This is a genomic window from Pseudomonas sp. LF-5 (assembly GCF_037626295.1).
GTDB classification, from domain to species: domain Bacteria; phylum Pseudomonadota; class Gammaproteobacteria; order Pseudomonadales; family Pseudomonadaceae; genus Aquipseudomonas; species Aquipseudomonas monsensis.
This window is the reverse complement of record NZ_JARKMT010000001.1, coordinates 562,247-584,027: the sequence shown is the minus strand read 5'-3', so window position 1 is coordinate 584,027 and position 21,781 is coordinate 562,247. Positions and strand designations below refer to the sequence as shown.

Here is a 21,781-nt window from a genome sequence, read left to right as displayed (position 1 = left end):
CGTTGACAATGCCGTTACGGTCCCCTGAAACCTGGCCCCACGGCGCGATCATGCAGGATGCCGAACACACGCAATTTGCGCTGTGGGCCCCGGATGCGTTTTACGTCAGTGTCGAACTGGACAACGGACAATCCCTGCCGATGCTGCCACAGGCAGACGGCTGGTTCGTGATCAAGGCCCGTTGTCCGGCGGGCACCCGATACCGCTACAACATTGATGGCGAACTGGAGGTGCCCGACCCGGCCTCCAGGGCGCAGGATGGCGACATTCACCGCCACAGTGTGGTGGTCGACCCGCTGGCGTACGCATGGCGACACGGTGAGTGGCAGGGTCGGCCGTGGAGTGAAGCGGTGATTTACGAGTTGCACGTCGGTGCGCTGGGTGGCTTTGCCGAAGTCGAGCAGCATCTGGCTCGCCTCGCCGCCCTGGGCATCACCGCCATCGAACTGATGCCGCTGGCGCAGTTTCCCGGTGATCGCAACTGGGGTTACGACGGCGTTCTGCCCTACGCGCCGCAAGCCTCCTACGGCACTCCGGAACAACTCAAGCATTTGATCGACAGCGCCCACGGCCACGGTCTGGCGGTGATTCTTGATGTGGTCTACAACCACTTCGGCCCCGATGGCAATTACCTGCACCGCTACGCCAAGGGCTTCTTCCGCGAGGACAAGCACACCCCGTGGGGGGCGGCGATCGACTTTCGACGCAACGAAGTGCGTGACTTCTTTATCGAAAACGCGCTGATGTGGCTCCTCGAATACCGTTTCGACGGCTTGCGCTTGGACGCGGTGCATGCCATCGAAGACCCGGACTTTCTCAGTGAGATGGCCCGGAGTATCCGCCAACAGATCGACCCGACGCGGCATGTCTGGCTGACCGTGGAAAACGAGCTCAACCAGTCCAGCTTGCTCGAATACGACTACGACGCCCAATGGAACGACGACGGCCATAACGCCCTGCACGTGCTGCTGACCGGCGAGACCGACGCCTATTACGCCGACTACGCGCTGCAACCCACCGAGCAACTGGCCCGCTGCCTGAGTCAGGGCTTTGTCTTTCAGGGCCACATCACCCGTCACGGCGAACCCCGAGGCGAGCCCAGCGAACACCTGCCCTCCACGGCGTTCGTGTTGTTCCTGCAGAACCACGACCAGATCGGCAACCGCGCCTTTGGCGAGCGTCTGCATCAACTGGCCGATCCGCGTGCGGTACAAGCCGCTACCGTGCTGTTGCTGCTGTCGCCGATGATTCCGCTGATGTTCATGGGCGACGAGTTTGCCGCCGAGCAACCGTTCCTGTTTTTCACCAGCCATCACGGTGAGCTGGCAGATCTGGTGCGCGAGGGCCGGCGCAATGAGTTCGCCGCCTTCAGCGCGTTTACCGATCCCCATCAGCGTGAACGGATCCCCGACCCCAACGCCGAACAGACCTTCCACGCGTCGCAGCCACGGCTGATCGGCAGTGGCACCGCACTGCAACAGCAAACCCTGGCGCTGTACCGCCAACTGCTGCAATTGCGCCATCAATACATCATCCCGAACCTGTCCGGCACCCAGGCGCTTGGCGCGCACATACTCGGTCACGCAGCGGTCAGTGCGCGCTGGCGCCTGGGCAATGGCAGCGAGCTACGAATTGACCTGAACCTCAGCGATACGCCAGTGGTCAACCCTGCACAGAGCGACACCGTGTGGGTGTTTCAGCAACCACCCGCCGTCGCCCTGTCGGATCCGGGCCTGTTGCCCGCGTATTGCGCGCTTGTCAGCCTCACGGCCGCAACCCCTTTGCAACCTCTGGATGGAGAGCGCCTATGAGCGATGCGCAACTGGAAATTCTGGCCAGCCGGGCCGGCCTCGCCGTCGACTGGATCGACGCCAACGGACGCCCGCAAAAAGTCGCCCCGGCGGTGCTGCGCAATGTCCTGATCGGCCTGGGCCACCCGGCCAGCACCGCGCAGGAAATCGACGCCAGCCTGCTGGAGCTGCAACAAGTGCAGCAAGACCGCCATCTGCCGCCGCTGCTGACCAGCGACGTCGGTGTCGGGCTTGATCTGGCGCGCTATTTCGCGCCGCACACCCCGTGTGAAATTCACCTCGAGGACGGTTCCCGACTGACCCTCAAACTCGATGGCGAAGCGATTTTGCCCGGGCTGATTCCGGTCGGTTATCAGCAAGTGCACATCGACGATCAATTCTTCACCCTGGCGGTGGCGCCGGAGCGCTGCTACAGCGTCGGCGATGCGCTGGGTAACCCGATCCCCCGTGCCTGGGGCCTGAGCGTGCAGCTGTATTCGCTACGCCGACCCGGCGATGGCGGCTTCGGCGACACCCAGGCCCTGGAAGAGCTGGCGCGGGTGGCCGGCGAACGCGGTGCGGACGCCCTGGCGATCAGTCCGCTGCATGCGATGTTCAGCGCCGACACTGGCCGCTACAGTCCCTATTCGCCGTCCAGTCGCTTGTTCCTCAATTCGCTGTATGCCGCACCGGGGGCGATTCTCGGCGAACGGGCGCTGCGCGATGCGATTGACGCTGCAGGTCTGGCGGAGCAGTTCGCGCACCTCGAAGACCTGAAACTGATCGACTGGCCGAGCGCCGCCGAGGCCAAGCATAAGCTGCTGCAAGCGTTGTACGACGGTTTCGTCGCCGGTGATCACCCGTTGCACCCGGACTTCGCCAGCTTCCGTCATGCCGGTGGCGAAGCGCTGGAAAACCACTGCCGCTTCGAAGCCATTCAGGAAATGCGCGCCGCCCGTGGTGAGAGCCTCGACTGGCGGCAATGGCCGGAGCACTGGCACGACCCGCGCGGCGCCGCGCTGGAAGCGTTTGCCGAAGAATACGCCGAGCGCATCGGCTACTTCGCGTTCTGCCAATGGCTGATCCACCGCTGCCTCGAACGCGCCCAAACCGCGGCGCGCAGTGCTGGCATGAGCATTGGCCTGATTGCCGATCTGGCGGTCGGTGCCGACGGCGCCGGCAGTCAGGCCTGGAGCTTTCAGGATGAACTGCTCGCCTCGCTCACCGTGGGCGCGCCGCCAGACATTCTCAACCGCTCCGGACAGGGCTGGGGGATTTCCGCGTTCTCGCCCGAAGGGCTGATCCGCAACGGTTTCCGTGCGTTCATCGACATGCTGCGGGCCAATTTCGCCCACGCCGGCGGCCTGCGCATCGACCATGTGATGGGCCTGCAACGCCTGTGGGTGATCCCCAACGGCGCAGCGCCTGCCGACGGCGCCTACCTGTATTACCCGGTGGACGATCTGCTGCGCCTGCTGAGCCTCGAATCCCATCGCCATCAGGCCATCGTTCTCGGCGAAGACCTCGGCACCGTGCCCGACGGTCTGCGCGAAAAGCTCAGCGCACGCTCGATGCTCGGCATGCGTGTGTTGCTGTTCGAACAGGACAACACCTACTTCAAACCGATTCTCGACTGGCCGGACAATGCGCTGGCCACCACCAGCACCCACGACCTGCCGACACTCAATGGCTGGTGGCATGGCCGTGACATCGACTGGAACGCACGGCTGGGTTTCGTCGATGCCAACGGCGAAATCGAATGGCGTCATCACCGCCAGCGCGAGCGTGAAGGTTTGCGCAATGCGTTGAGCCAGGACCCGCAGAACTTCCGCGAGGAATCCCACGAAGCCGATCAAGTGGTCGATGCCAGCGTGCGCTTCCTCGGCCACACCCGCGCGCCCCTGGTGTTGTTGCCCCTCGAAGATGCACTGGGCATCAATGAACAGGCCAACCTGCCGGGGACGATCGACACCCACCCGAACTGGGCGCGGCGTCTGCCCGCCACCAGCGAAGCGTTACTTGACGCTGCCGACGCCGCACGACGCCTGGAACTGCTGGCCTGCGCGCGTCTCCAGGCTGCAGAGCGTGACCAATGAGCCCGACGCAAATCCAGCCATTGCGCGCAACCCTGCGCCTGCAATTTCATAAAGGCTTTACCCTGGAGCAAGCGGTGCCGCTGGTGCCGTATTTCGCCCGCCTCGGCATCAGCCACATTTACGCCTCGCCCCTGCTCGCGGCCCGGGCCGGTTCAATGCACGGCTACGACGTGGTCGACCCGACCCAGGTCAATCCGGAACTCGGCGGCGAACCGGCGCTGCGGCGTCTGGTCAGCACCCTGCGCGAACACAACATGGGGCTGATCCTCGACATCGTCTCCAACCACATGGCCGTTGGCGGCAGCGACAATCCGTGGTGGCTGGACTTGCTCGAATGGGGACGCTTGAGCCCTTACGGCGAGTTCTTCGACATCCAGTGGCATTCGCCGGACCCGCTCATGGAAGGCCAGCTGCTGCTGCCGTTTCTTGGCAGCGACTACGGCGTCGCCCTGCAGGAAGGCACGCTGAAACTGTTGTTCAATCCGCAGCGCGGCAGCTTTTACGTCGAACACTATGATCATCACTTCCCGATCTGCCCGAGCGATTACGCCGAGCTGCTCAAGTCGCCGCAAGCCCTGAAGTCTCTGGCCGAGCGGTTCAGTACCCTCAGTTACCAAAGCGACGCCCATGCGCTGGCCATGCCGTTGAAAGACGAGCTGCGAGAACTGGCGACTGAGCCGTCGATCCTTGCAGCGATTCACGACACCCTCAAGGCTTACGACTCGACCACTGAAGCGGGCTTCCAAAGGCTGCATCAATTGCTCGAACGACAAAGCTATCGGCTCGCCAGCTGGCGCACCGCTGCCGATGACATCAACTGGCGGCGCTTTTTCGACATCAATGAACTCGGCGGTCTGCGCGTCGAACGTCCGGCGGTGTTCGACGCCACCCACGGCAAGATTTTCCAGTTGATCGGCGAAGGCCTGATCGACGGTTTACGCATCGACCACATCGACGGCCTCGCCGATCCCCGGGGTTATTGCCGCAAGCTGCGCCTGCGCCTCGACCTGCTCGCGCCGGGCCGGCATCTGCCGATCTACGTCGAGAAGATCCTCGGTGCCGGCGAAACCCTGCACCGTGACTGGGCCGTGAACGGCACCACCGGTTACGAGTTCATGAACCAGTTGTCGCTGCTGCAACACGATCCGGACGGCGAACACGTCCTCGGTGAGTTGTGGCAACGGCGCACCGAACGCCCCGCCGCGTTTATCGAAGAAGCGCAACTGGCGCGCCAGCAGATCCTCAACGGCTCGCTGGCCAGTGACTTTGAAAGCGTTGCCCAGGCCCTGCTGCAGGTGGCCCGCGATGACCTGATGACGCGTGACCTGACCCTCGGCGCGATCCGCCGGGTGTTGCAGGCGTTGATCGTGCACTTTCCGGTGTACCGCACTTACATTGGCGCTATGGGCCGCTCCGCGCAGGATGAGGTGTTTTTCCAGCAGGCCATGGACGGTGCCCGGCAGACCCTCGGCGAAGGCGACTGGCCGGTGCTCGACTGTGTGGCCGCATGGCTCGGTGGCACGCCGTGGCGGCGCAAACCCCGCGGGCGCTCGCGCAAGATTCTCAAGCATGCGTGCGTACGCTTCCAGCAATTGACCTCGCCGGCGGCGGCCAAAGCCGTGGAAGACACCGCGCTGTACCGCTCGGCGGTGCTGCTGTCGCGCAATGACGTCGGCTACAACACCGAGCAGTTCAGTGCACCGCTCAGCGATTTCCACGCGGTCAATCAGCAACGCTTCGCCGAGTTCCCCGACAACCTGCTGGCCACCGCCACCCATGATCACAAACGCGGTGAGGACACCCGCGCACGGCTCGCCGTGCTCAGCGAACGCAGCCATTGGTACGCCGAGCAGATCGAGCTGTGGCGCGCCCTCGCCCGGCCGGTGCGCAGCGACGATCAACAGCCCTCGACCGGCGATGAACTGATCCTCTACCAAGCGTTGCTCGGCAGTTGGCCGCTGGAACTGCGCGAAGGCGATCAGACGGGTTTCGCCGACTACGCCAAACGCATCTGGCAATGGCAACAGAAAGCCTTGCGCGAGGCCAAGCTGCAAAGCAGCTGGAGCGCACCGAACGAAAGCTATGAGCACGCCGCCCGGTCCTTCACTGAAAAACTGCTGACGGGGGATGAAGGTGAGCTGTTGCGTGCGGCGCTGATCAAGACCGTCAACAACATCGCTGCGGCCGGCGCGCTCAACAGTCTGGCGCAAACCTTGCTGCGCATGACCGTGCCGGGGGTGCCGGATCTGTATCAGGGCAACGAGTTCTGGGACTTCAGCCTGGTCGATCCGGACAACCGTCGGCCGGTGGATTACGCCGCGCGGGCGCAGGCGTTGCAGGCACCTGCACCGGTTGAGCAAATGCTGTCGAATTGGCGTGACGGGCACATCAAGCAGGCGTTGATCGCCGAGGTGCTCAATCTTCGTGCCGAGCATGCCGAGCTGTTTCGCCGGGGTCGTTATCAGGCGCTGGAAGTGCTCGGCAGTCAGGCGCACAACGTGCTGGCGTTCGCCCGTGAACACCAAGGGACGTACGCCATCGTGATCGTCCCGGTGCGCTGCGCGGCGCTGCTGGAAAACGGTGCTATCCCTCAGGCCAATGCGCTGCGCTGGGGCGATACGCGGGTGGTTTTACCGTTCGCCGCCTCCGACACAAACCTGAAGGGACTTTTTCAAAGCGCCGCAGTCACAAAAAACAGGGAGCTGAATGTCAGCGAAGCGCTGGGGGATGTCCCGGTCAATCTCTTTATCCAACACTTAACGTAACGACGAGTTCAGTTCAGGAGCATTGCGATGAGTACCGACGATAAACGCATCCGCGAGTTCGCCTATCAGATCTGGGAATCAGAGGGTAAACCTGAAGGTCACGAAGCACGCCACTGGGAGATGGCACGCAAGCTGGCTGAAGCCGAGGCTTTGGCGCCGAAGAAATCGCCGAAAGCCGCCAGCAGCAAAACCGCCGGCAAAGGCGTTGACACCAAGGCCCCGGCGGCCAAGCCCAAGGCACCAGCGGCAGCTAAAGCCAAGCCGGCCAGCGCCGCCAAGGTCGTGCCGCCGGGTGAAAAAGCCGCCGAGAAAAAGCCCCGGGCCCCACGCAAGCCCCCGGCCAACTGACACACCCGGATTATTGAATTGAACGACCGTGTGGCGAGTTCGCTCGCCACCGAGGGCCAACTCGTCCTCAAGAAACCTCAAATAACCCCTGTCAGGGAGAGAAGCCTGTGGTGACGGGATTTGTCCCCGATGAGTCGCGCAACGGCCGCAAAACAGCAACGGTGATGTGTCAGACATCCCGCGTGCACTGGTTTTGCGACTGCTTCGCAGCTGATCGGGGCGGTGCGACGTTTCGCTAAATCCCCTCGCCACAGATGCTGTTCCCACAGTTGATCAGTTATTCGAACCAACCCGATTTGCAGGAGCAATCATGTCCAGTCCAAAGAAAGCCGAGCCCGCCGCGCACGCCGAGCCGTCCAGAATCCGTGAAGGTCTGCCCTTCCCGCTCGGTGCGACCTGGGATGGCCTGGGGGTGAACTTTGCGCTGTTTTCCGCCAACGCCACCAAGGTCGAACTGTGCATCTTCGACGATACCGGCGAAGTCGAAATCGAACGCATCGAGCTGCCGGAATACACCGACGAGATCTACCACGGCTATCTGCCCGATGCACATCCGGGGATGATCTACGGTTATCGCGTGTACGGCCCGTATGACCCGGCCAATGGTCATCGCTTCAACCACAACAAATTGCTCATCGACCCCTACGCCAAGCAATTGGTCGGCGAGTTGAAATGGTCCGAAGCGCTGTTCGGCTACACCATCGGCCACCCCGATGCCGACCTGAGTTTCGACGAACGCGACAGCGCGCCCTTCGTGCCCAAGTGCAAGGTCATCGATCCGGCGCACACCTGGGGCAACGATCACCGCGTGAGCGTGCCGTGGGACAAAACCATCATTTACGAAACCCACGTGCGCGGCATCAGCATGCGTCATCCGTCGGTGCCGGAAAACGTGCGGGGCACCTTTGCCGGTCTGATGGTCGATGACGTGCTCGAGCACATTCGCAAGCTCGGCGTGTCGTCGGTCGAACTGTTGCCGATCCACGCGTTCGTCAATGACCAGCACTTGCTGCACAAGGGCATGACCAACTACTGGGGCTACAACAGCATCGCGTTTTTCGCCCCGGACCCGCGCTACCTGGCCAGCGGCAAGATCGCCGAATTCAAGGAAATGGTCGCGCACCTGCACGAAGCCAACCTCGAAGTGATCCTCGACGTGGTCTACAACCACACCGCCGAGGGCAACGAGCAAGGCCCGACCCTGTCGATGCGCGGTATCGACAACGCCTCGTACTACCGGCTGATGCCCGACGACAAGCGCTTCTACATCAACGATTCCGGCACCGGTAACACGCTGGATCTGAGCCACCCGTGCGTGCTGCAAATGGTCACCGACTCGCTGCGCTACTGGGCCAGCGAGATGCACGTCGACGGTTTCCGTTTCGACCTGGCGACCATCCTCGGCCGTTATCACGACGGTTTCGACGAGCGTCACAGCTTCCTCGTTGCCTGCCGCCAAGACCCGGTACTGCGTCAGGTGAAAATGATCGCCGAACCGTGGGACTGTGGCCCCGGCGGCTATCAGGTGGGTCATTTCCCGCCGGGCTGGGTCGAGTGGAACGACAAGTTCCGCGACACCGTGCGCGCGTTCTGGAAAGGTGACGACGGCCAGGTCGCCGACTTCGCCAGTCGCATGACCGCCTCCGGCGAGATGTTCAACCAGCGCGGACGGCGGCCGTATTCGTCGGTGAACTTCATCACCGCCCATGACGGTTTCACCCTCAACGATCTGGTGTCGTACAACGACAAGCACAACGAGGCCAACGACGAGAACAATCAGGACGGCAGCAACAACAACCTGTCGTGGAACCACGGCGTCGAAGGCCCGACCGACGATCCGCAGATCAACGCGCTGCGCCATCGACAGATGCGCAACTTCTTCGCCACCCTGTTGCTGGCGCAAGGCACGCCGATGATCGTCGCCGGTGACGAGTTCGCCCGTACGCAGGACGGCAACAACAATGCCTACTGCCAGGACAGCGAGATCGGCTGGGTCAACTGGGACCTGAGCGAAGACGGCAAGGCCCTGCTGAAATTCGTCAAACGCCTGATCAAGCTGCGTCTGGCGTATCCGATCCTGCGGCGCGGACGCTTCCTGGTCGGTGAGTACAACGAGGACATCGGCGTCAAGGACGTCACCTGGCTCGCGCCGGATGCGACCGAAATGACCACCGAGCACTGGCATGACGCCCATAACCGTTGCCTGGGCATGTTGCTCGATGGCCGTGCCCAGGAAACCGGAATTCGCCGCAAGGGTGGCGACGCGACCCTGCTGCTGGTGGTCAACGCGCACCACGACATCGTCAACTTCACCCTGCCGGAAGTGCCTGACGGCGGTTTCTGGACCTGCATGATCGACACCAATCAGCCGTCGATCCGAGGTCAGGAACGCTTCGAATTCGGGCATGAATACTCGGTCACCGGCCGTTCGCTGCTGCTGTTCGAACTGCAACGTGATGAAGAAGACTGATATGGATCTGCAACGCTACCTCGCCCGCCGCCCGCCGGATTATCCCGACACCGTCGCCCTCGGCAGTTGCCTGCGGGCGATGGTCGAGGCCGGTCTGGACCGGCTGCCGTTACCGGGCAGCGGGCACACGCTGGAACGCTTTCAGCGCCTGGCCCAGGTCGGCGGACATGATCTGGGGCTGTGCAAACTCTATGAGGGCCACACCGACGCACAGGCGATCATCGAGCAACTGGGCGGCACGCCAACACCCGGCAGTACGTGGGGGATGTGGGCGGCCGAGCCGCCGCAGGCGCGCGTCAAGGTCACCCCCGCCGGGCACATGGGGTTGCTCAACGGACGCAAGGCCTGGTGCTCCGGTGCCTCGGTGCTCAGCCATGCCTTGCTCACGACGTGGGACAGCAACGATCAGCAGCAACTGGTGGCCGTGGCCCTTGATCAACCCGGGGTGCGCATTACCGATCAGGGCTGGCACGCCGTGGGCATGGGTGCCACCGGCAGCGTCGAAGTCGTGTTCGAAGACGCCGAGGGTCAGGCCATCGGCCGTCCTGGCGACTACCTGCAACGGCCAGGCTTCTGGCATGGCGGGATCGGCATTGCCGCGTGCTGGTACGGTGCCGCGCGGCAGCTTGCCGAGTCGCTGCGCCAGCACTGCGCACAACGCGAAGAACCTCACGCCCTCGCCCATCTGGGCGCGGTCGACAGTGCGTTGCAGGCCGCCGCCGATGTGTTGCGCTTCAGCGCGCTGCAAATCGACGCGCATCCCGAAGCCAACGCCGAACTGCTCGCCCGCCGAGCCCGCGCCGTGGTCGAGCAGTCGGCCGAGTCAGTGATCCGCGAAGTCGGCCGTGCGCTCGGGGCCGGGCCTTTTTGCAAGGATCGGCATTTCGCCGGTCTGGTCGCCGACCTGCCGGTGTTTCTGCGCCAAAGCCACGCCGAACGCGATCTGGCCGCCCTCGGTCAATTGGTCACCCGGCAAGCCGACGAGGTCTGGTCGCTATGAGAAGCAATCCGATCGTCGGCCAGGGCACGTCACTGCATCAGTGGCAGGGTTCAAGACGTTTGGCCGAAGTGCCAGACATTACGGTCGAAGAACTGGTACCGCCCGGTGCACGCGCCGTGATCGTCGCCCCGCACCCGGACGACGAAGTGCTCGGTTGCGGTGGTTTGCTGCAATTGCTCGCCACAGCGGGCCGTTCGATGCAGTTGATTTCCGTCACCGACGGCAGCGCCAGCCACCCCGGTTCGCAACGCTGGCCGGTGGAACGCCTCAGCGTGGTGCGTCCGCAGGAATCGGCCGAAGCCCTGCGCCGCCTCGGCTTGCCGATGCACAGTCTGAAGTGGCTGCGTGGTGGCTTCACCGACACCTTGGTGGCCGCTCAGGAACAGGCGCTGAGCGCTTTCATTGAAAGTCATTTGCGCGCCGACGATGTGCTGTTCACCACATGGCGCGAAGATGGCCACAGCGACCACGAAGCGGTCGGCCGCGCCAGCGTCGATGCCGCCTGCCGTGTCGGTGCGACCTGTCATGAATTACCGGTGTGGACCTGGCACTGGGCCGCGCCGGAGGACGCCGGCGTGCCGTGGCACCGGGCGCGCAAGATCCTCCTGACACCGGCCGAGGTGGCGCGCAAACGCCATGCGGTGCACGCCTTCGCCAGTCAATTGGAGGGCGACCCCGACGCCGGCCTGGCTCCGGTGTTGGCGCCCTACGTGATTGATCGCCTGCTGCAACCCTTCGAAGTGGTGTTCCTGTGAGTGTCGACGATCGCTATTTCGACGGCCTGTTCGCCGGCAACGATGACCCGTGGGCCTTTCGCCAACGCTGGTACGAGCAACGCAAACGCGCGATCACCCTCGCCGCGCTGCCACGTCCGCACTATCGGGCGATCTTCGAGCCGGGTTGTGCCAATGGCGAGCTGAGCGCCGAGCTGGCCGGGCGTTGCGATCGTCTGTTGTGTTGCGACACTGCGAACGCGGCGGTGAATCTGGCGCGTACCCGATTGAGCCTGTTCGACCATGCCGAAGTCCGTCAGAACCGTCTGCCCGGCGACTGGCCGGAGGAAAAATTCGACCTGATTGTATTTAGCGAAATCGGCTACTACCTCGACCGTGCCGATCTGACAGAAGTGATCCGGCGGATCAGTGATTCCCTGACGGCCGACGGACAACTGCTGGCCTGCCACTGGCGCCCGCCCATCGAAGGCTGTCCGTTGAACGCCCGGCAGGTCCATGACCTGATCCACGAACACCTGCATCTGCCGCGCCTGGTGCTGCATCAGGAAGCGGATTTCATCCTCGAGCTGTGGAGCCGCGAACCGCGCTCGGTCGCAGCATTGGAGGGCTTGCGATGATCGGCATTCTGATTCCCGCACACAACGAAGAAGCGCTGCTCGACGAGAGCCTCAGCGCCGCCCTGCGCGCCAGCAAGCACGGACTGCTCGCTGGCGAACCGGTGGAAGTGCTGGTGGTGCTCGACAGTTGCACCGACCGCTCGGCGCACATCGTCAGCCAATACCCGGTGCTGAGCCTGCACATCGAGGCGCGCAATGTCGGTCAGGCCCGGGCTGCCGGGGCGCACATGTTGCTGGAGCGCGGCGCACGCTGGATCTCCTGCACCGACGCCGACAGTCGAGTGGCCGATGACTGGCTGGTGGCGCAGTTGGGCCTCGGGGCAGACGCCGTGTGTGGCACGGTGACGGTCGAGCGCTGGGACGAATCCTTCGACGAGGCCGCGCAAATTCGTTACCACCGTCATTACCGGGCCTGCGACGGCCATCGGCACATTCATGGTGCCAATCTGGGCATCAGCGCCGACGCCTATCGCTGGGCCGGAGGCTTTAAACCGCTGGCTTGCGACGAAGACGTGCAATTGGTACGCGAGCTGGAACTGTCCGGGGCGAACATCGCCTGGAGCCATCGCCCGCAGGTCCGCACCAGCGCCCGCCTCGACAGCCGGGCACGGGGAGGATTTGGTGACTATCTGCGACATCTGGCACACCTGGAATAAAAAAAACCGGATCAGATCAATCTGCGACGCGACGAATTTCACTTCATGGGCAATACTCTGCTGCGCGGCAATCCAGGGTTCGGAGCGTCGCATGGCAAACAATCCGCCTTCACGGGTCGGACGCGCCGGGCCATTGCGGCCACGCCACCGACTGAGGGCCAGACACAACAAGGACGTCGCACCCATGAAACCGTTATCCCTCAGCGAAAACAGTCCCTCGGCGCAAATCTGGAACAGCGCCGCCCAACTCGACAACATTCCCGTCATCAATACCCATAGCCTGGTGCCCGCCGGCGCCCGTGCGGTGGTGATTGCCCCGCACCCCGGCGATGAAGTGGTCACCTGCGGTGGCCTGCTGCAATTGCTCGCCGGCCTTGGCCACCCGTTGCAATTGTTGTCGATCACCGACGGCAGTGCCAGCCATCCCGGCTCCCGACAATGGTCGGAAAAACGCCTGAGCGTGTTCCGCCCCCAGGAAAGTGTCGAAGCCTTGCGCCGCCTCGGCTTGCCGATGCACAGCCTGAAATGGGTGCGCGGCGGCTTCACCGACAACGCCCTGCGCGAAAAGGAAAACGAACTGGTGGCCTTCATCGGCCGTTACCTGCGCCCCGGCGATGCCGTGTTCAGCACCTGGCGCGGGGATGGCAACGACGATCACGAAGCGGTCGGCCACGCCGCCGCCAGAGCCGCAGAACTGGCCGGAGCGACCTTCCACGACGTACCGGTCTGGGCCTGGCACTGGCCGGAGCGCGACCATGCACTGATTCCCTGGGAACGCGCGCGCAAACTGCGCCTCGACACCTGGACCGTCGCGCGCAAAAGCCACGCCACCCACGCCTACGCCAGCCAGCTCAAGGGCGAACCGGCGATCGGCATTGCGCCGATGTTGCCGCCGGTGATCCTCGAAAGAATGCGCCTGCCCTACGAAATCGTCTTCGTCTGAGCCCTGCAAAAAACTCTCAGCCCGACCCAATATCCTGTAGGCGTTGCCGAAGGCTGCGCCTGCAGGTGTTTACGCGAGCAATTGGAGGAACTGCCAGCCACCCGCATCAGTCGCATGTACAGGAAGACAGAATTCAGAGGAGCGAACGTGTCCAGCGATCCCAAGCGTCATGTGGTCGACGCGCCAGTCATTCATCGTCTGCGGGTGCTCACGGTCAATACCCACAAGGGCTTCACCGCGCTGAACCGGCGCTTCATCCTCCCGGAATTACGCGAGGCGGTGCGCAGTACCTCGGCCGATCTGGTGTTTTTGCAGGAAGTGGTCGGCGAACACGAGCGGCATTCGAACCGCTACAACGAATGGCCACAAACCTCGCAATACGAATTCCTCGCCGACAGCATGTGGAGCGATTTTGCCTACGGGCGCAACGCCGTCTACCCCGATGGTCATCACGGCAATGCATTACTGTCCAAATACCCGATCCGCGAATACCGCAACCTTGATGTGTCGATCACCGGTCCCGAACGCCGTGGCCTGCTGCACTGTGTGCTGGATGTGCCGGGGCATGCCGAAGTCCATGCGATCTGCGTGCATCTGAGCCTGTTGGAAAGCCACCGCCAATTGCAGTTGCAACTGCTTTGCCAGTTGCTCGAATCGTTACCCGACGATGCACCGGTCATCATCGCCGGAGACTTCAACGACTGGCAGTTGCAGGGCAACGCCGCCCTCGCCCGGCGTGACTACCTGCATGAAGCTTTCGAACGCCATCACGGGCGCCCGGCCAAGACCTACCCGGCACGATTTCCATTGCTGCGACTGGACCGGATCTACCTGCGCAATGCCAGCAGTCACGCCCCGCAGATCCTCGGCAACAAGCCGTGGACGCACCTGTCGGACCATTTGCCGCTGGCCGTAGAAGTGCATTTGTAATGGCGCTTGCGGCAATACAACTCGTCAAGTCAGCGGTCTGCCGGTGGAACCGTATGTGCGCGCCAATCTGTGGCACACCTTTTCCGCCACCGACTCGGTGACATTTGGCGACAATGACGTGATCACCACCGAGCAGAAGTCCTCGACGGCGGACTTGGGCCTGGGCGTGGTGTTAACGCTCGATCGCGCCGTCAGTGTTTACGCCAGCACCGATTACAGTAGCAATATTGACAGCAATGACCTGCGCGGCGTGGTCGGCAATGTGGGTATTCGCCTCAGCTGGTAGACCTTCCGTCGGCAATTGAACCTCTCTACCCCGGGACTTTCATCGCGTTTCTCCATGCAAACAAACACTTAGTTATGTGCAGAAAAACAAACGCTTGCGGCCCCTGATTTACCTATACCGCTCATCGTTCAATTTCTTGACGTACGGGCGCGACTCTCCTTATCTCTACCTTACTACCCCCGGAAACACTATCCGGGGCGACCCTCGGACACTCGCGAAATCGAGCGGCCATGGCTTGCCCCGCTTCATTCGGTCGCCCCTCGTTCGGGGTAGGAGAGACGCCACATCGAGATATCGCATGCGCCCGCAAGGTAGACCTCCATGAAAACTTCAATCACCCCACACGAGATCAAAATCACTTTCTGCACAGTGTCGAGTTCAATCTTGCTGTGCTCATCCATGGAGGCGCAGGCCGGTCCTGCAGCGGATGAAACCACCCCGTGGTATCGCGCGGATGCGCAAGTGCTAACCCTGCCCACGACCGTGATCACCCCGAATGCCCAACGCTTCAGTCCACGGCCCGATCTGCAAGGCACGCGCCTGATCACCGAAGACCTCGCACCCTCAGCGTGGGACGAGTTGTATGGACGCAGTGCACGTCAGGCGCAAACCGATGTGCTGTCTTCGGGTTTCGCGACACCCGGCAGCGGCGATTTCAAAGGCCCGGCAGTGCTGACCCTGCAAAGCGGCAGCCATACCCAGACCATCGGTTTGGTGGGTGGTTTCAACGAGATTCAGGCCAACGGCAACGGCGTGATCACCAGCCGCGCCCTGTCCGACCCGACCCGTGACACCCTCAACCTGCAAGGTCAGAGCCTCGGTGCCTATTACAGCCTGATCGGTGCACAGGGCTGGCATGTCGACCTGTCGGCCAGCGGTGGTCGGGTCAGCGGTTTCAGTCGCAATGAACAAGGCGCACGCCAGGCCACCGAAGGCCACGCGATGACCTTCTCGGTGGAGGGCGGTTTTCCAATTGGCTTGAGTGAAAACTGGGTGGTCGAACCCCAGGCGCAATTGATCAATCAACGCATCACCCTCGACACGCCTTACGCCGGCTCCGGCAACGCGTCATCCACCGATCTGACCGCGTGGAGCGGCCGCGTCGGCGCACGCCTGAAAGGCAGTTACGATTTGAACGGTCTCCCGGTCGAACCCTACGTGCGCACCAACCTGTGGCACACGGTGTACACGGGCAGCACGGTGACCCTGGATCAAGTCGACAAAATCAGCAGCAGTCGCAAGTCTTCAACCGTCGAGCTGGGCCTGGGCCTGGTGGCGCGGGTGACACCGGTGGTCAGTCTGTATGTGAGCGCAGATTACAGCAGCGATGTGGATGACAATGATTTGAATGGGCTGATTGGCAGCCTTGGGGTGCGCATGCGCTGGTGACTTTCAGATCACCGAAAATTCCTGTGGGAGCACGTTTGCTCCCACAGGTTTTTCGGCGCCTGGATCAAGCCCCCGGTTTAAGAATCAGCACCGCCAACGGCGGCAGATTCAGTTCCAGCGACAATGACTGGCCATGGCTCGGCACTTCTTCGGTAAACGCCCCGCCGCCATTGCCATAATTGGAACCGGCGTAGGTGTCGGCATCGCTGTTGAGCAATTCGCTCCAGCGCCCGGCAAACGGCACCCCCACTCGATACGACTGACGCGGCACCGGTGTGAAGTTGGCCACCACCAGCACCGGTTGACCGTCCTTGCTCCAGCGCAGCCAGGCGTAGACGCTGTTGATCGCATCGTCGCCAATCAACCACTGGAAGCCCTGCGGTGCGTCGTCCTGGTCGTGCAGCGCCGGCTCTTCGCGGTACAGGCGATTGAGGTCACCCACCAGTTTCTGCACGCCCTTGTGTTCCGAATACTGCAGCAGGTACCAGTCGAGCTGCTGATCGTGGTTCCACTCGCGCCACTGGCCAAACTCGCACCCCATGAACAGCAGTTTCTTGCCCGGGTGGGTCCACATGAAGCTCAGATAAGCGCGCAGGTTGGCGAATTTCTGCCAGCGGTCGCCGGGCATCTTGTCGATCAGCGAATGCTTGCCGTGCACCACTTCGTCGTGGGAGATCGGCAGGATGAAACGCTCTGACCAGGCGTAGACCAGACCGAAACTCAATTCATTGTGGTGATGGGCGCGGTACACCGGATCCTGCTGAATGTAGTGCAGAGAATCGTGCATCCAGCCCATGTTCCATTTGTAGGCGAAACCGAGGCCACCCTGCTGGGTGCTCTGGCTGACGCCCGGCCATGCGGTGGATTCCTCGGCGATCACCAGGGCCCCCGGCGCTTCCAGATGCACCACATCGTTCAAATGCCGCAGGAAGTCGATGGCTTCCAGATTCTCCCGACCGCCATGCCGGTTCGGCACCCATTCGCCGGCCTTGCGCGAATAGTCGCGATAGAGCATCGAGGCCACGGCATCGACGCGCAGGCCATCAATGTGGAAATGCTTCAACCAGTGCAGCGCCGATGCAAGCATGTAGCCATGCACTTCGGTGCGCCCGAGGTTGTAGATCAGCGTATCCCAATCCTGATGGAACCCCTCCAGTGGGTTGCCATACTCGTATAACGCCGTGCCGTCGAATTGCGCCAGCCCGTGAGTATCGGTGGGGAAATGCGCCGGCACCCAGTCGAGAATCACACCGATGTCGGCCTGGTGGCAGGCGTTGACGAACTCGGCGAACTGCTCCGGTGTACCGTAACGCGCACTCGGGGCGAATTGCGACAGCAACTGATAACCCCAGGAACCGCCGAATGGGTGCTCCATGATCGGCATCAGCTCGATGTGGGTAAAGCCCAGCTCCTTGACGTACGGAATCACGCGTTCAGCCAGTTCCGGCCAGGTGTACTGACGGGCCACCTCGCCCAGATCATCCAGTTCGCACTGCCACGAGCCTGCGTGCAGTTCGTAGATCGACAGCGGTGCCGAATGTTTCTGCCGCTCGCCACGGCTGTTCATCCAGTCGTGGTCCTGCCAGTCGACCTGCAGGGGCGCGGCGACTTTCGAGGCGGTGTCCGGTGGCAGGCTGGTGGCCAGCGCCATCGGATCGGCCTTGAGCGGCAGAATCCCATGGGCACCGAGAATTTCGTATTTGTACAACTCGCCCGCTTGCAGACGCGGGATGAACAACTCCCAGACCCCGGACGGATGACGCAGACGCATCGGATGCCGGCGCCCGTCCCAGACGTTGAAGTCGCCGACCACCGACACCCGCCGGGCATTCGGTGCCCACACGGCAAAGCGCACACCGTCGACGCCATCGACGGTTTTCAGTTGCGCGCCGAGGCAGGCACTGAGGTCGCGATGATTGCCCTCGGCGAACAGATACAAGTCCATTTCACCGAGCAACGGGCCAAAGCTGTAAGGGTCCTCGGCGACCTGTTCGCCACCGGCCCAACGCGTGCGCAGCAAGTATGGCCGCGCCTGATCAAAGTGACCGACGAACAACCCCGGCGTTTCAGTCTGTTGCAACGGACCGCGCTCTTCGCCCGAGTCCTTGTCCAGCACCACCACGCTCAACGCCCCCGGTAAATAGGCGCGAATGAACTGCCCAGCGGCGCCATCGCCGTGGGGGCCAAGAATCGAAAACGGGTCGTGATGTTCCGCGCGTACCAGGGCGTCGATGTCTTTCGCCCCCGGCAGCAGTGCTTCTTTCGCTGAACCCTGTTCCTTGTTCGAGAAACTCATGACTACTCTCCACCAAGATCGGAAAAGGGTTTAAGCCCCGTCAATAACCCATACAAACCGTGCAACGGCACGGGCAGCCACGTCGGGCGATTTTCGGCTTCATAGGCCACTTCATAGGCCGCTTTCTCCAGACCGAACAACGCCAGTGCGGCATCGGCTCCTTCAGGATCTTGCCAGGCATGTTCAAGACTAGCTGCCGCCTGACGATATGCCTCGACAAATGCCTCACGGGCCTCACGCAGGTACCGTTGCGCAACACGATGCCGCGCCGCTTCGGAGTCGGCGCTGTGATCGACGTTGTGTACGTTGATGGTCATCGCCGCCGCGTAATCGAAGGAACGCAGCACGCCACTGACATCCTTGTACGGACTGTGCTTGCCTCGGCGTTCGCTCAACGGCCGCGCCGGTTCGCCTTCGAAGTCGATCAGGTAGGCATCGCCCTTGATCACCAGCACCTGGCCCAAATGCAGATCGCCGTGGACGCGAATCTGCAGACCGCCGACGGCTTTTTTCGCCAGATCCTGCACGTGGCCGAGAATGGTTTTTTTCTCGTCCAGCAGCGTCTTCACCAGCGTCTGGTCCGCCGCGTTGAGCTCGCCCTGATGCTGCTTGAGCAGTTTCAACGCGTGCTCGACCTGGGCAGCGATATCCTTGCCGGTCGCCTGCGCATCCTTGGCGGTTGACACCTGCGGCGCGAAGTCGGGGTTGTCGGTCGGCGCAGCGAGCACCTTGTGCATTTCGCCCAGCCGCTGACCGAGCATCCCGGCGAAATCGCGCAACTCGCCCAAGGCGTTGTAATGCTGTTCCTGCTCGGACATGGCATCGGCGAGTTCATCGCGCAGCGCCCGTTCGAGGTTGTTTTGTGTCCATTCCCAGGCGTCGCCCTGATTGCTCAGATAGCCTTGGGCGATCATCAACAGATTGTCCTCGCCCTGGGCATCGCGACGGATGACCGACCCCAGCAGTGGAGAGATATTGGCAAATCCGGCCTCGGTCAGGTAAGCGCTCATCTCCAGTTCCGGGTGTACGCCAGAAGCGACTTTGCGTATCAGCTTGAGCACCAGGCTATTGCCGATCACCACCGAACTGTTCGACTGCTCGGCCGACAGATAGCGCACTTCCGATTCGGCACCGAGGCCGAGCGTCTCCAGCAGCGGCGTCGGCGCGAAACGGATCTCGCCCTCGGTCGATTCCAGCACAGTGTTGTTCTGCATGCCTTGCAGCACAGCGCGAATAAACGCTTCGAGGCTGAACGCATCGGTGATCAGACCGACCTGACGCACGCGCCGTACACGGGCCAAAGCCAATTGCTGCGGCAACGCCGGCCCGACCTGATCCTCGGAGATAAAGCCGAACGGCAATTGATAACGGCTGGTCTGCCCGCCACGGGTCACTTCGATTTCGCTGAGCAGTACCGGATGCTGGGCATCGCCGAAGCGCACGCCGTATGCCAGATGCACCTTGTCGACGGCCGCATCCTTGCCGGCGAACCAGCGGCGGTTTTGCAGCCAGCTCGGCAGAATGCCTTGCTCCAGCGTCGCGCGCGAAGGTGCTTCGAGCAGTTCTTCCATGCGCTTTTTCAGCACCAGCGTGGTGAAGTCCGGCAGGCTTTGCGCCGGTTCTACATGCCAACTCGGCATCTGGTTTTCCGCGGCCAGGGCAAACCAGTAGAAACCGTACGGCGCCAAGGTCAGCAGGAAATTCAGCTGGCCGATCGGCGGGAACGCGTTACCGCCGAGCATTTCCACCGGCACCATGCCGACGTAGGCCGACAGATCCAGCTCCGCCGCTTGTGCGCTGCGTGAAACGTTGGCCACGCAGAGAATGATCTCGTGCTTGCCGTCGGCGTCGGTGAATTCGCGGGTATAGGCCAGAATCCGCCGGTTGCTCGGCGAGAGCATTTTCAGCGTGCCACGGCCGAACGCCTTGGACTGTTTGCGCACGGCGAGCATGCGCCGCGTCCAGTTGAGCAGCGAGTGCGGATCACCGGCCTGGGTTTCGACGTTGACCGACAGATAGCCGTACTGCGGGTCCATGATCGGCGGCAGCACCAGACTGGCCGGATCGGCGCGGGAGAAGCCACCGTTGCGGTCGATCGACCATTGCATCGGCGTACGCACGCCGTCGCGGTCGCCAAGGTAAATGTTGTCGCCCATGCCGATTTCATCGCCGTAATACAGGGTCGGCGTGCCCGGCATCGACAGCAGCAGACTGTTCAGCAGCTCGACGCGACGGCGATCACGTTCCATCAACGGCGCCAGGCGCCGGCGGATACCGAGGTTGATCCGCGCCCGACGGTCAGCCGCGTAGTAATTCCACAGGTAATCGCGTTCCTTGTCGGTGACCATTTCCAACGTCAGTTCATCGTGATTGCGCAGGAAGATCGCCCATTGACAGTTGGCGGGAATCTCCGGGGTCTGACGCAGAATGTCGGTGATCGGGAAACGATCTTCCTGGGCTAGCGCCATGTACATGCGCGGCATCAGCGGGAAGTGAAAGGCCATGTGGCATTCGTCACCGTTGACACCTGCGGCATCGGTGTCACCGAAGTACAGCTGGGTGTCTTCCGGCCATTGGTTGGCTTCGGCCAGCAGCATGCGGTCAGGGTAATTGGCGTCGATTTCGGCGCGGATCTGCTTGAGGACGTCGTGGGTCTCGGGCAGGTTCTCGTTGTTGGTGCCGTCGCGCTCGATCAGGTACGGAATGGCGTCGAGGCGCAGGCCGTCGATGCCCATGTCCAGCCAGTAACGCATCACCGACAGCACGGCTTTCATCACTTGCGGGTTGTCGAAGTTGAGGTCCGGCTGGTGCGAATAGAAGCGGTGCCAGAAGTACTGGCCGGCGACCGGGTCCCAGGTCCAGTTGGACTTTTCGGTGTCGAGGAAAATGATGCGGGTGCCGTCGTATTTCTGGTCGTCATCCGACCATACGTAGAAGTCCCGCGCCGCCGAACCGGGCTTGGCCTTGCGCGCCCGCTGAAACCACGGGTGCTGGTCGGAGGTGTGGTTGATGACCAACTCGGTGATCACCCGCAAGCCGCGTTTGTGCGCCTCGGCGATAAAGCGTTTGGCGTCGGCCATCGTCCCGTAATCGCTGTGGACGCCACGGTATTCGGCGATGTCGTAGCCGTCGTCACGACGTGGCGAGGGATAGAAAGGCAGGAGCCAGATGGTATTGACGCCGAGTTCGGCAATGTAATCGAGCTTGGCGATCAGCCCGGGAAAGTCGCCGATGCCGTCGTTGTTGGAGTCGAAAAACGATTTGACGTGTACCTGATAAATCACCGCGTCCTTGTACCAGAGCGGGTCTTTGATGAATGTGGCTGCCTTGGGTTTCTTCGCCATTTGAAACTCCTGCTGAATTCTCTGATGCCACAGGGTCACCCCTGTGGCGAGGGGATTGATCCCCGTTCGGCTGCGCAGCAGTCGTCAATTCAGACAACATGTGACAGCTGAAAAAAA

14 protein-coding genes and 1 pseudogene are annotated in these 21,781 nt (G+C 62.4%); 13 read left to right on the top strand and 2 right to left on the bottom strand.

From position 1 onward, the window contains the following. The first annotated feature begins 8 nt into the window (after positions 1–8). The 13 genes and pseudogenes from treZ to PseuLF5_RS02630 all read left to right on the top strand — a co-directional run bounded on the left by treZ (position 9) and on the right by PseuLF5_RS02630 (position 16,024). Positions 9–1,811: a malto-oligosyltrehalose trehalohydrolase gene (treZ, locus tag PseuLF5_RS02690; RefSeq protein ID WP_340132872.1), complete on the top strand. Its 1,803-nt coding sequence runs from the start codon at positions 9–11 to the stop codon at positions 1,809–1,811. After that, complete coding sequence (malQ, locus tag PseuLF5_RS02685; RefSeq protein ID WP_267801811.1) at positions 1,808–3,886, top strand: 4-alpha-glucanotransferase; 2,079 nt, start codon at positions 1,808–1,810, stop codon at positions 3,884–3,886. Before treZ ends, malQ begins: the two co-directional genes overlap by 4 nt. Next, positions 3,883–6,651 carry a malto-oligosyltrehalose synthase gene (locus PseuLF5_RS02680; RefSeq protein WP_340132871.1) on the top strand — a complete coding sequence of 923 codons (2,769 nt, stop codon included), beginning with the start codon at positions 3,883–3,885 and terminating at the stop codon, positions 6,649–6,651. Before malQ ends, PseuLF5_RS02680 begins: the two co-directional genes overlap by 4 nt. A 27-nt stretch (positions 6,652–6,678) precedes the next feature. Continuing rightward, the gene (locus PseuLF5_RS02675) at positions 6,679–6,999 is read left to right on the top strand and encodes a DUF2934 domain-containing protein (protein WP_128614259.1); all 321 of its coding nucleotides are present in this window, start codon (positions 6,679–6,681) and stop codon (positions 6,997–6,999) included. A 310-nt stretch (positions 7,000–7,309) separates the two neighbouring features. Beyond that, on the top strand, positions 7,310–9,469 hold the full coding sequence (glgX, locus tag PseuLF5_RS02670; RefSeq protein WP_123469053.1) for a glycogen debranching protein GlgX: 2,160 nt from the start codon (positions 7,310–7,312) through the stop codon (positions 9,467–9,469). Between the two features lies 1 nt (position 9,470). Next, positions 9,471–10,469, top strand: coding sequence for an acyl-CoA dehydrogenase (locus tag PseuLF5_RS02665; RefSeq protein WP_340132870.1), 999 nt, complete (start codon positions 9,471–9,473; stop codon positions 10,467–10,469). After that, positions 10,466–11,224 (top strand): PIG-L deacetylase family protein, encoded by a 759-nt coding sequence (locus PseuLF5_RS02660; protein WP_336346620.1) that lies wholly within the window; start codon positions 10,466–10,468, stop codon positions 11,222–11,224. The genes PseuLF5_RS02665 and PseuLF5_RS02660 overlap by 4 nt, the downstream gene beginning before the upstream one ends. Continuing rightward, on the top strand, positions 11,221–11,820 hold the full coding sequence (locus PseuLF5_RS02655) for an SAM-dependent methyltransferase (protein ID WP_222832820.1): 600 nt from the start codon (positions 11,221–11,223) through the stop codon (positions 11,818–11,820). Before PseuLF5_RS02660 ends, PseuLF5_RS02655 begins: the two co-directional genes overlap by 4 nt. Further along, positions 11,817–12,476 carry a glycosyltransferase gene (locus PseuLF5_RS02650; RefSeq protein ID WP_128614263.1) on the top strand — a complete coding sequence of 220 codons (660 nt, stop codon included), beginning with the start codon at positions 11,817–11,819 and terminating at the stop codon, positions 12,474–12,476. The genes PseuLF5_RS02655 and PseuLF5_RS02650 overlap by 4 nt, the downstream gene beginning before the upstream one ends. Positions 12,477–12,660: 184 nt before the next feature. Next, entirely contained in the window at positions 12,661–13,419 is a 759-nt protein-coding gene (locus PseuLF5_RS02645; RefSeq protein WP_128614264.1) for a PIG-L deacetylase family protein, read from the top strand. A gap of 147 nt (positions 13,420–13,566) precedes the next feature. Then, complete coding sequence (locus PseuLF5_RS02640; protein WP_186746840.1) at positions 13,567–14,349, top strand: endonuclease/exonuclease/phosphatase family protein; 783 nt, start codon at positions 13,567–13,569, stop codon at positions 14,347–14,349. A gap of 25 nt (positions 14,350–14,374) precedes the next feature. Then, positions 14,375–14,635, top strand: a pseudogene (locus tag PseuLF5_RS02635) (autotransporter outer membrane beta-barrel domain-containing protein); the annotation flags it as partial. A 321-nt stretch (positions 14,636–14,956) separates the two neighbouring features. After that, positions 14,957–16,024: an autotransporter outer membrane beta-barrel domain-containing protein gene (locus tag PseuLF5_RS02630; protein WP_340132869.1), complete on the top strand. Its 1,068-nt coding sequence runs from the start codon at positions 14,957–14,959 to the stop codon at positions 16,022–16,024. A gap of 64 nt (positions 16,025–16,088) precedes the next feature. Here the strand turns inward: PseuLF5_RS02630 and glgB are convergent, their stop codons facing one another. Together glgB and treS are read right to left on the bottom strand one after the other, a co-directional pair. Beyond that, positions 16,089–18,320 (bottom strand): 1,4-alpha-glucan branching protein GlgB, encoded by a 2,232-nt coding sequence (glgB, locus tag PseuLF5_RS02625; protein WP_340132868.1) that lies wholly within the window; start codon positions 18,318–18,320, stop codon positions 16,089–16,091. A 2-nt stretch (positions 18,321–18,322) separates the two neighbouring features. Further along, positions 18,323–21,664, bottom strand: coding sequence for a maltose alpha-D-glucosyltransferase (treS, locus tag PseuLF5_RS02620; protein WP_128614268.1), 3,342 nt, complete (start codon positions 21,662–21,664; stop codon positions 18,323–18,325). Between the last annotated feature and the right edge of the window lie 117 nt (positions 21,665–21,781).

Bases quoted from the DNA above. Each gene is read 5' to 3' on its own strand.
- treZ (WP_340132872.1), top strand. From the start codon at position 9: ATGCCGTTACGGTCCCCTGAAACCTGGCCCCACGGCGCGATCATGCAG.
- malQ (WP_267801811.1), top strand. From the start codon at position 1,808: ATGAGCGATGCGCAACTGGAAATTCTGGCCAGCCGGGCCGGCCTCGCC.
- PseuLF5_RS02680 (WP_340132871.1), top strand. From the start codon at position 3,883: ATGAGCCCGACGCAAATCCAGCCATTGCGCGCAACCCTGCGCCTGCAA.
- PseuLF5_RS02675 (WP_128614259.1), top strand. From the start codon at position 6,679: ATGAGTACCGACGATAAACGCATCCGCGAGTTCGCCTATCAGATCTGG.
- glgX (WP_123469053.1), top strand. From the start codon at position 7,310: ATGTCCAGTCCAAAGAAAGCCGAGCCCGCCGCGCACGCCGAGCCGTCC.
- PseuLF5_RS02665 (WP_340132870.1), top strand. From the start codon at position 9,471: ATGGATCTGCAACGCTACCTCGCCCGCCGCCCGCCGGATTATCCCGAC.
- PseuLF5_RS02660 (WP_336346620.1), top strand. From the start codon at position 10,466: ATGAGAAGCAATCCGATCGTCGGCCAGGGCACGTCACTGCATCAGTGG.
- PseuLF5_RS02650 (WP_128614263.1), top strand. From the start codon at position 11,817: ATGATCGGCATTCTGATTCCCGCACACAACGAAGAAGCGCTGCTCGAC.
- PseuLF5_RS02645 (WP_128614264.1), top strand. From the start codon at position 12,661: ATGAAACCGTTATCCCTCAGCGAAAACAGTCCCTCGGCGCAAATCTGG.
- PseuLF5_RS02630 (WP_340132869.1), top strand. From the start codon at position 14,957: ATGAAAACTTCAATCACCCCACACGAGATCAAAATCACTTTCTGCACA.
- glgB (WP_340132868.1), bottom strand. From the start codon at position 18,320: ATGAGTTTCTCGAACAAGGAACAGGGTTCAGCGAAAGAAGCACTGCTG.
- treS (WP_128614268.1), bottom strand. From the start codon at position 21,664: ATGGCGAAGAAACCCAAGGCAGCCACATTCATCAAAGACCCGCTCTGG.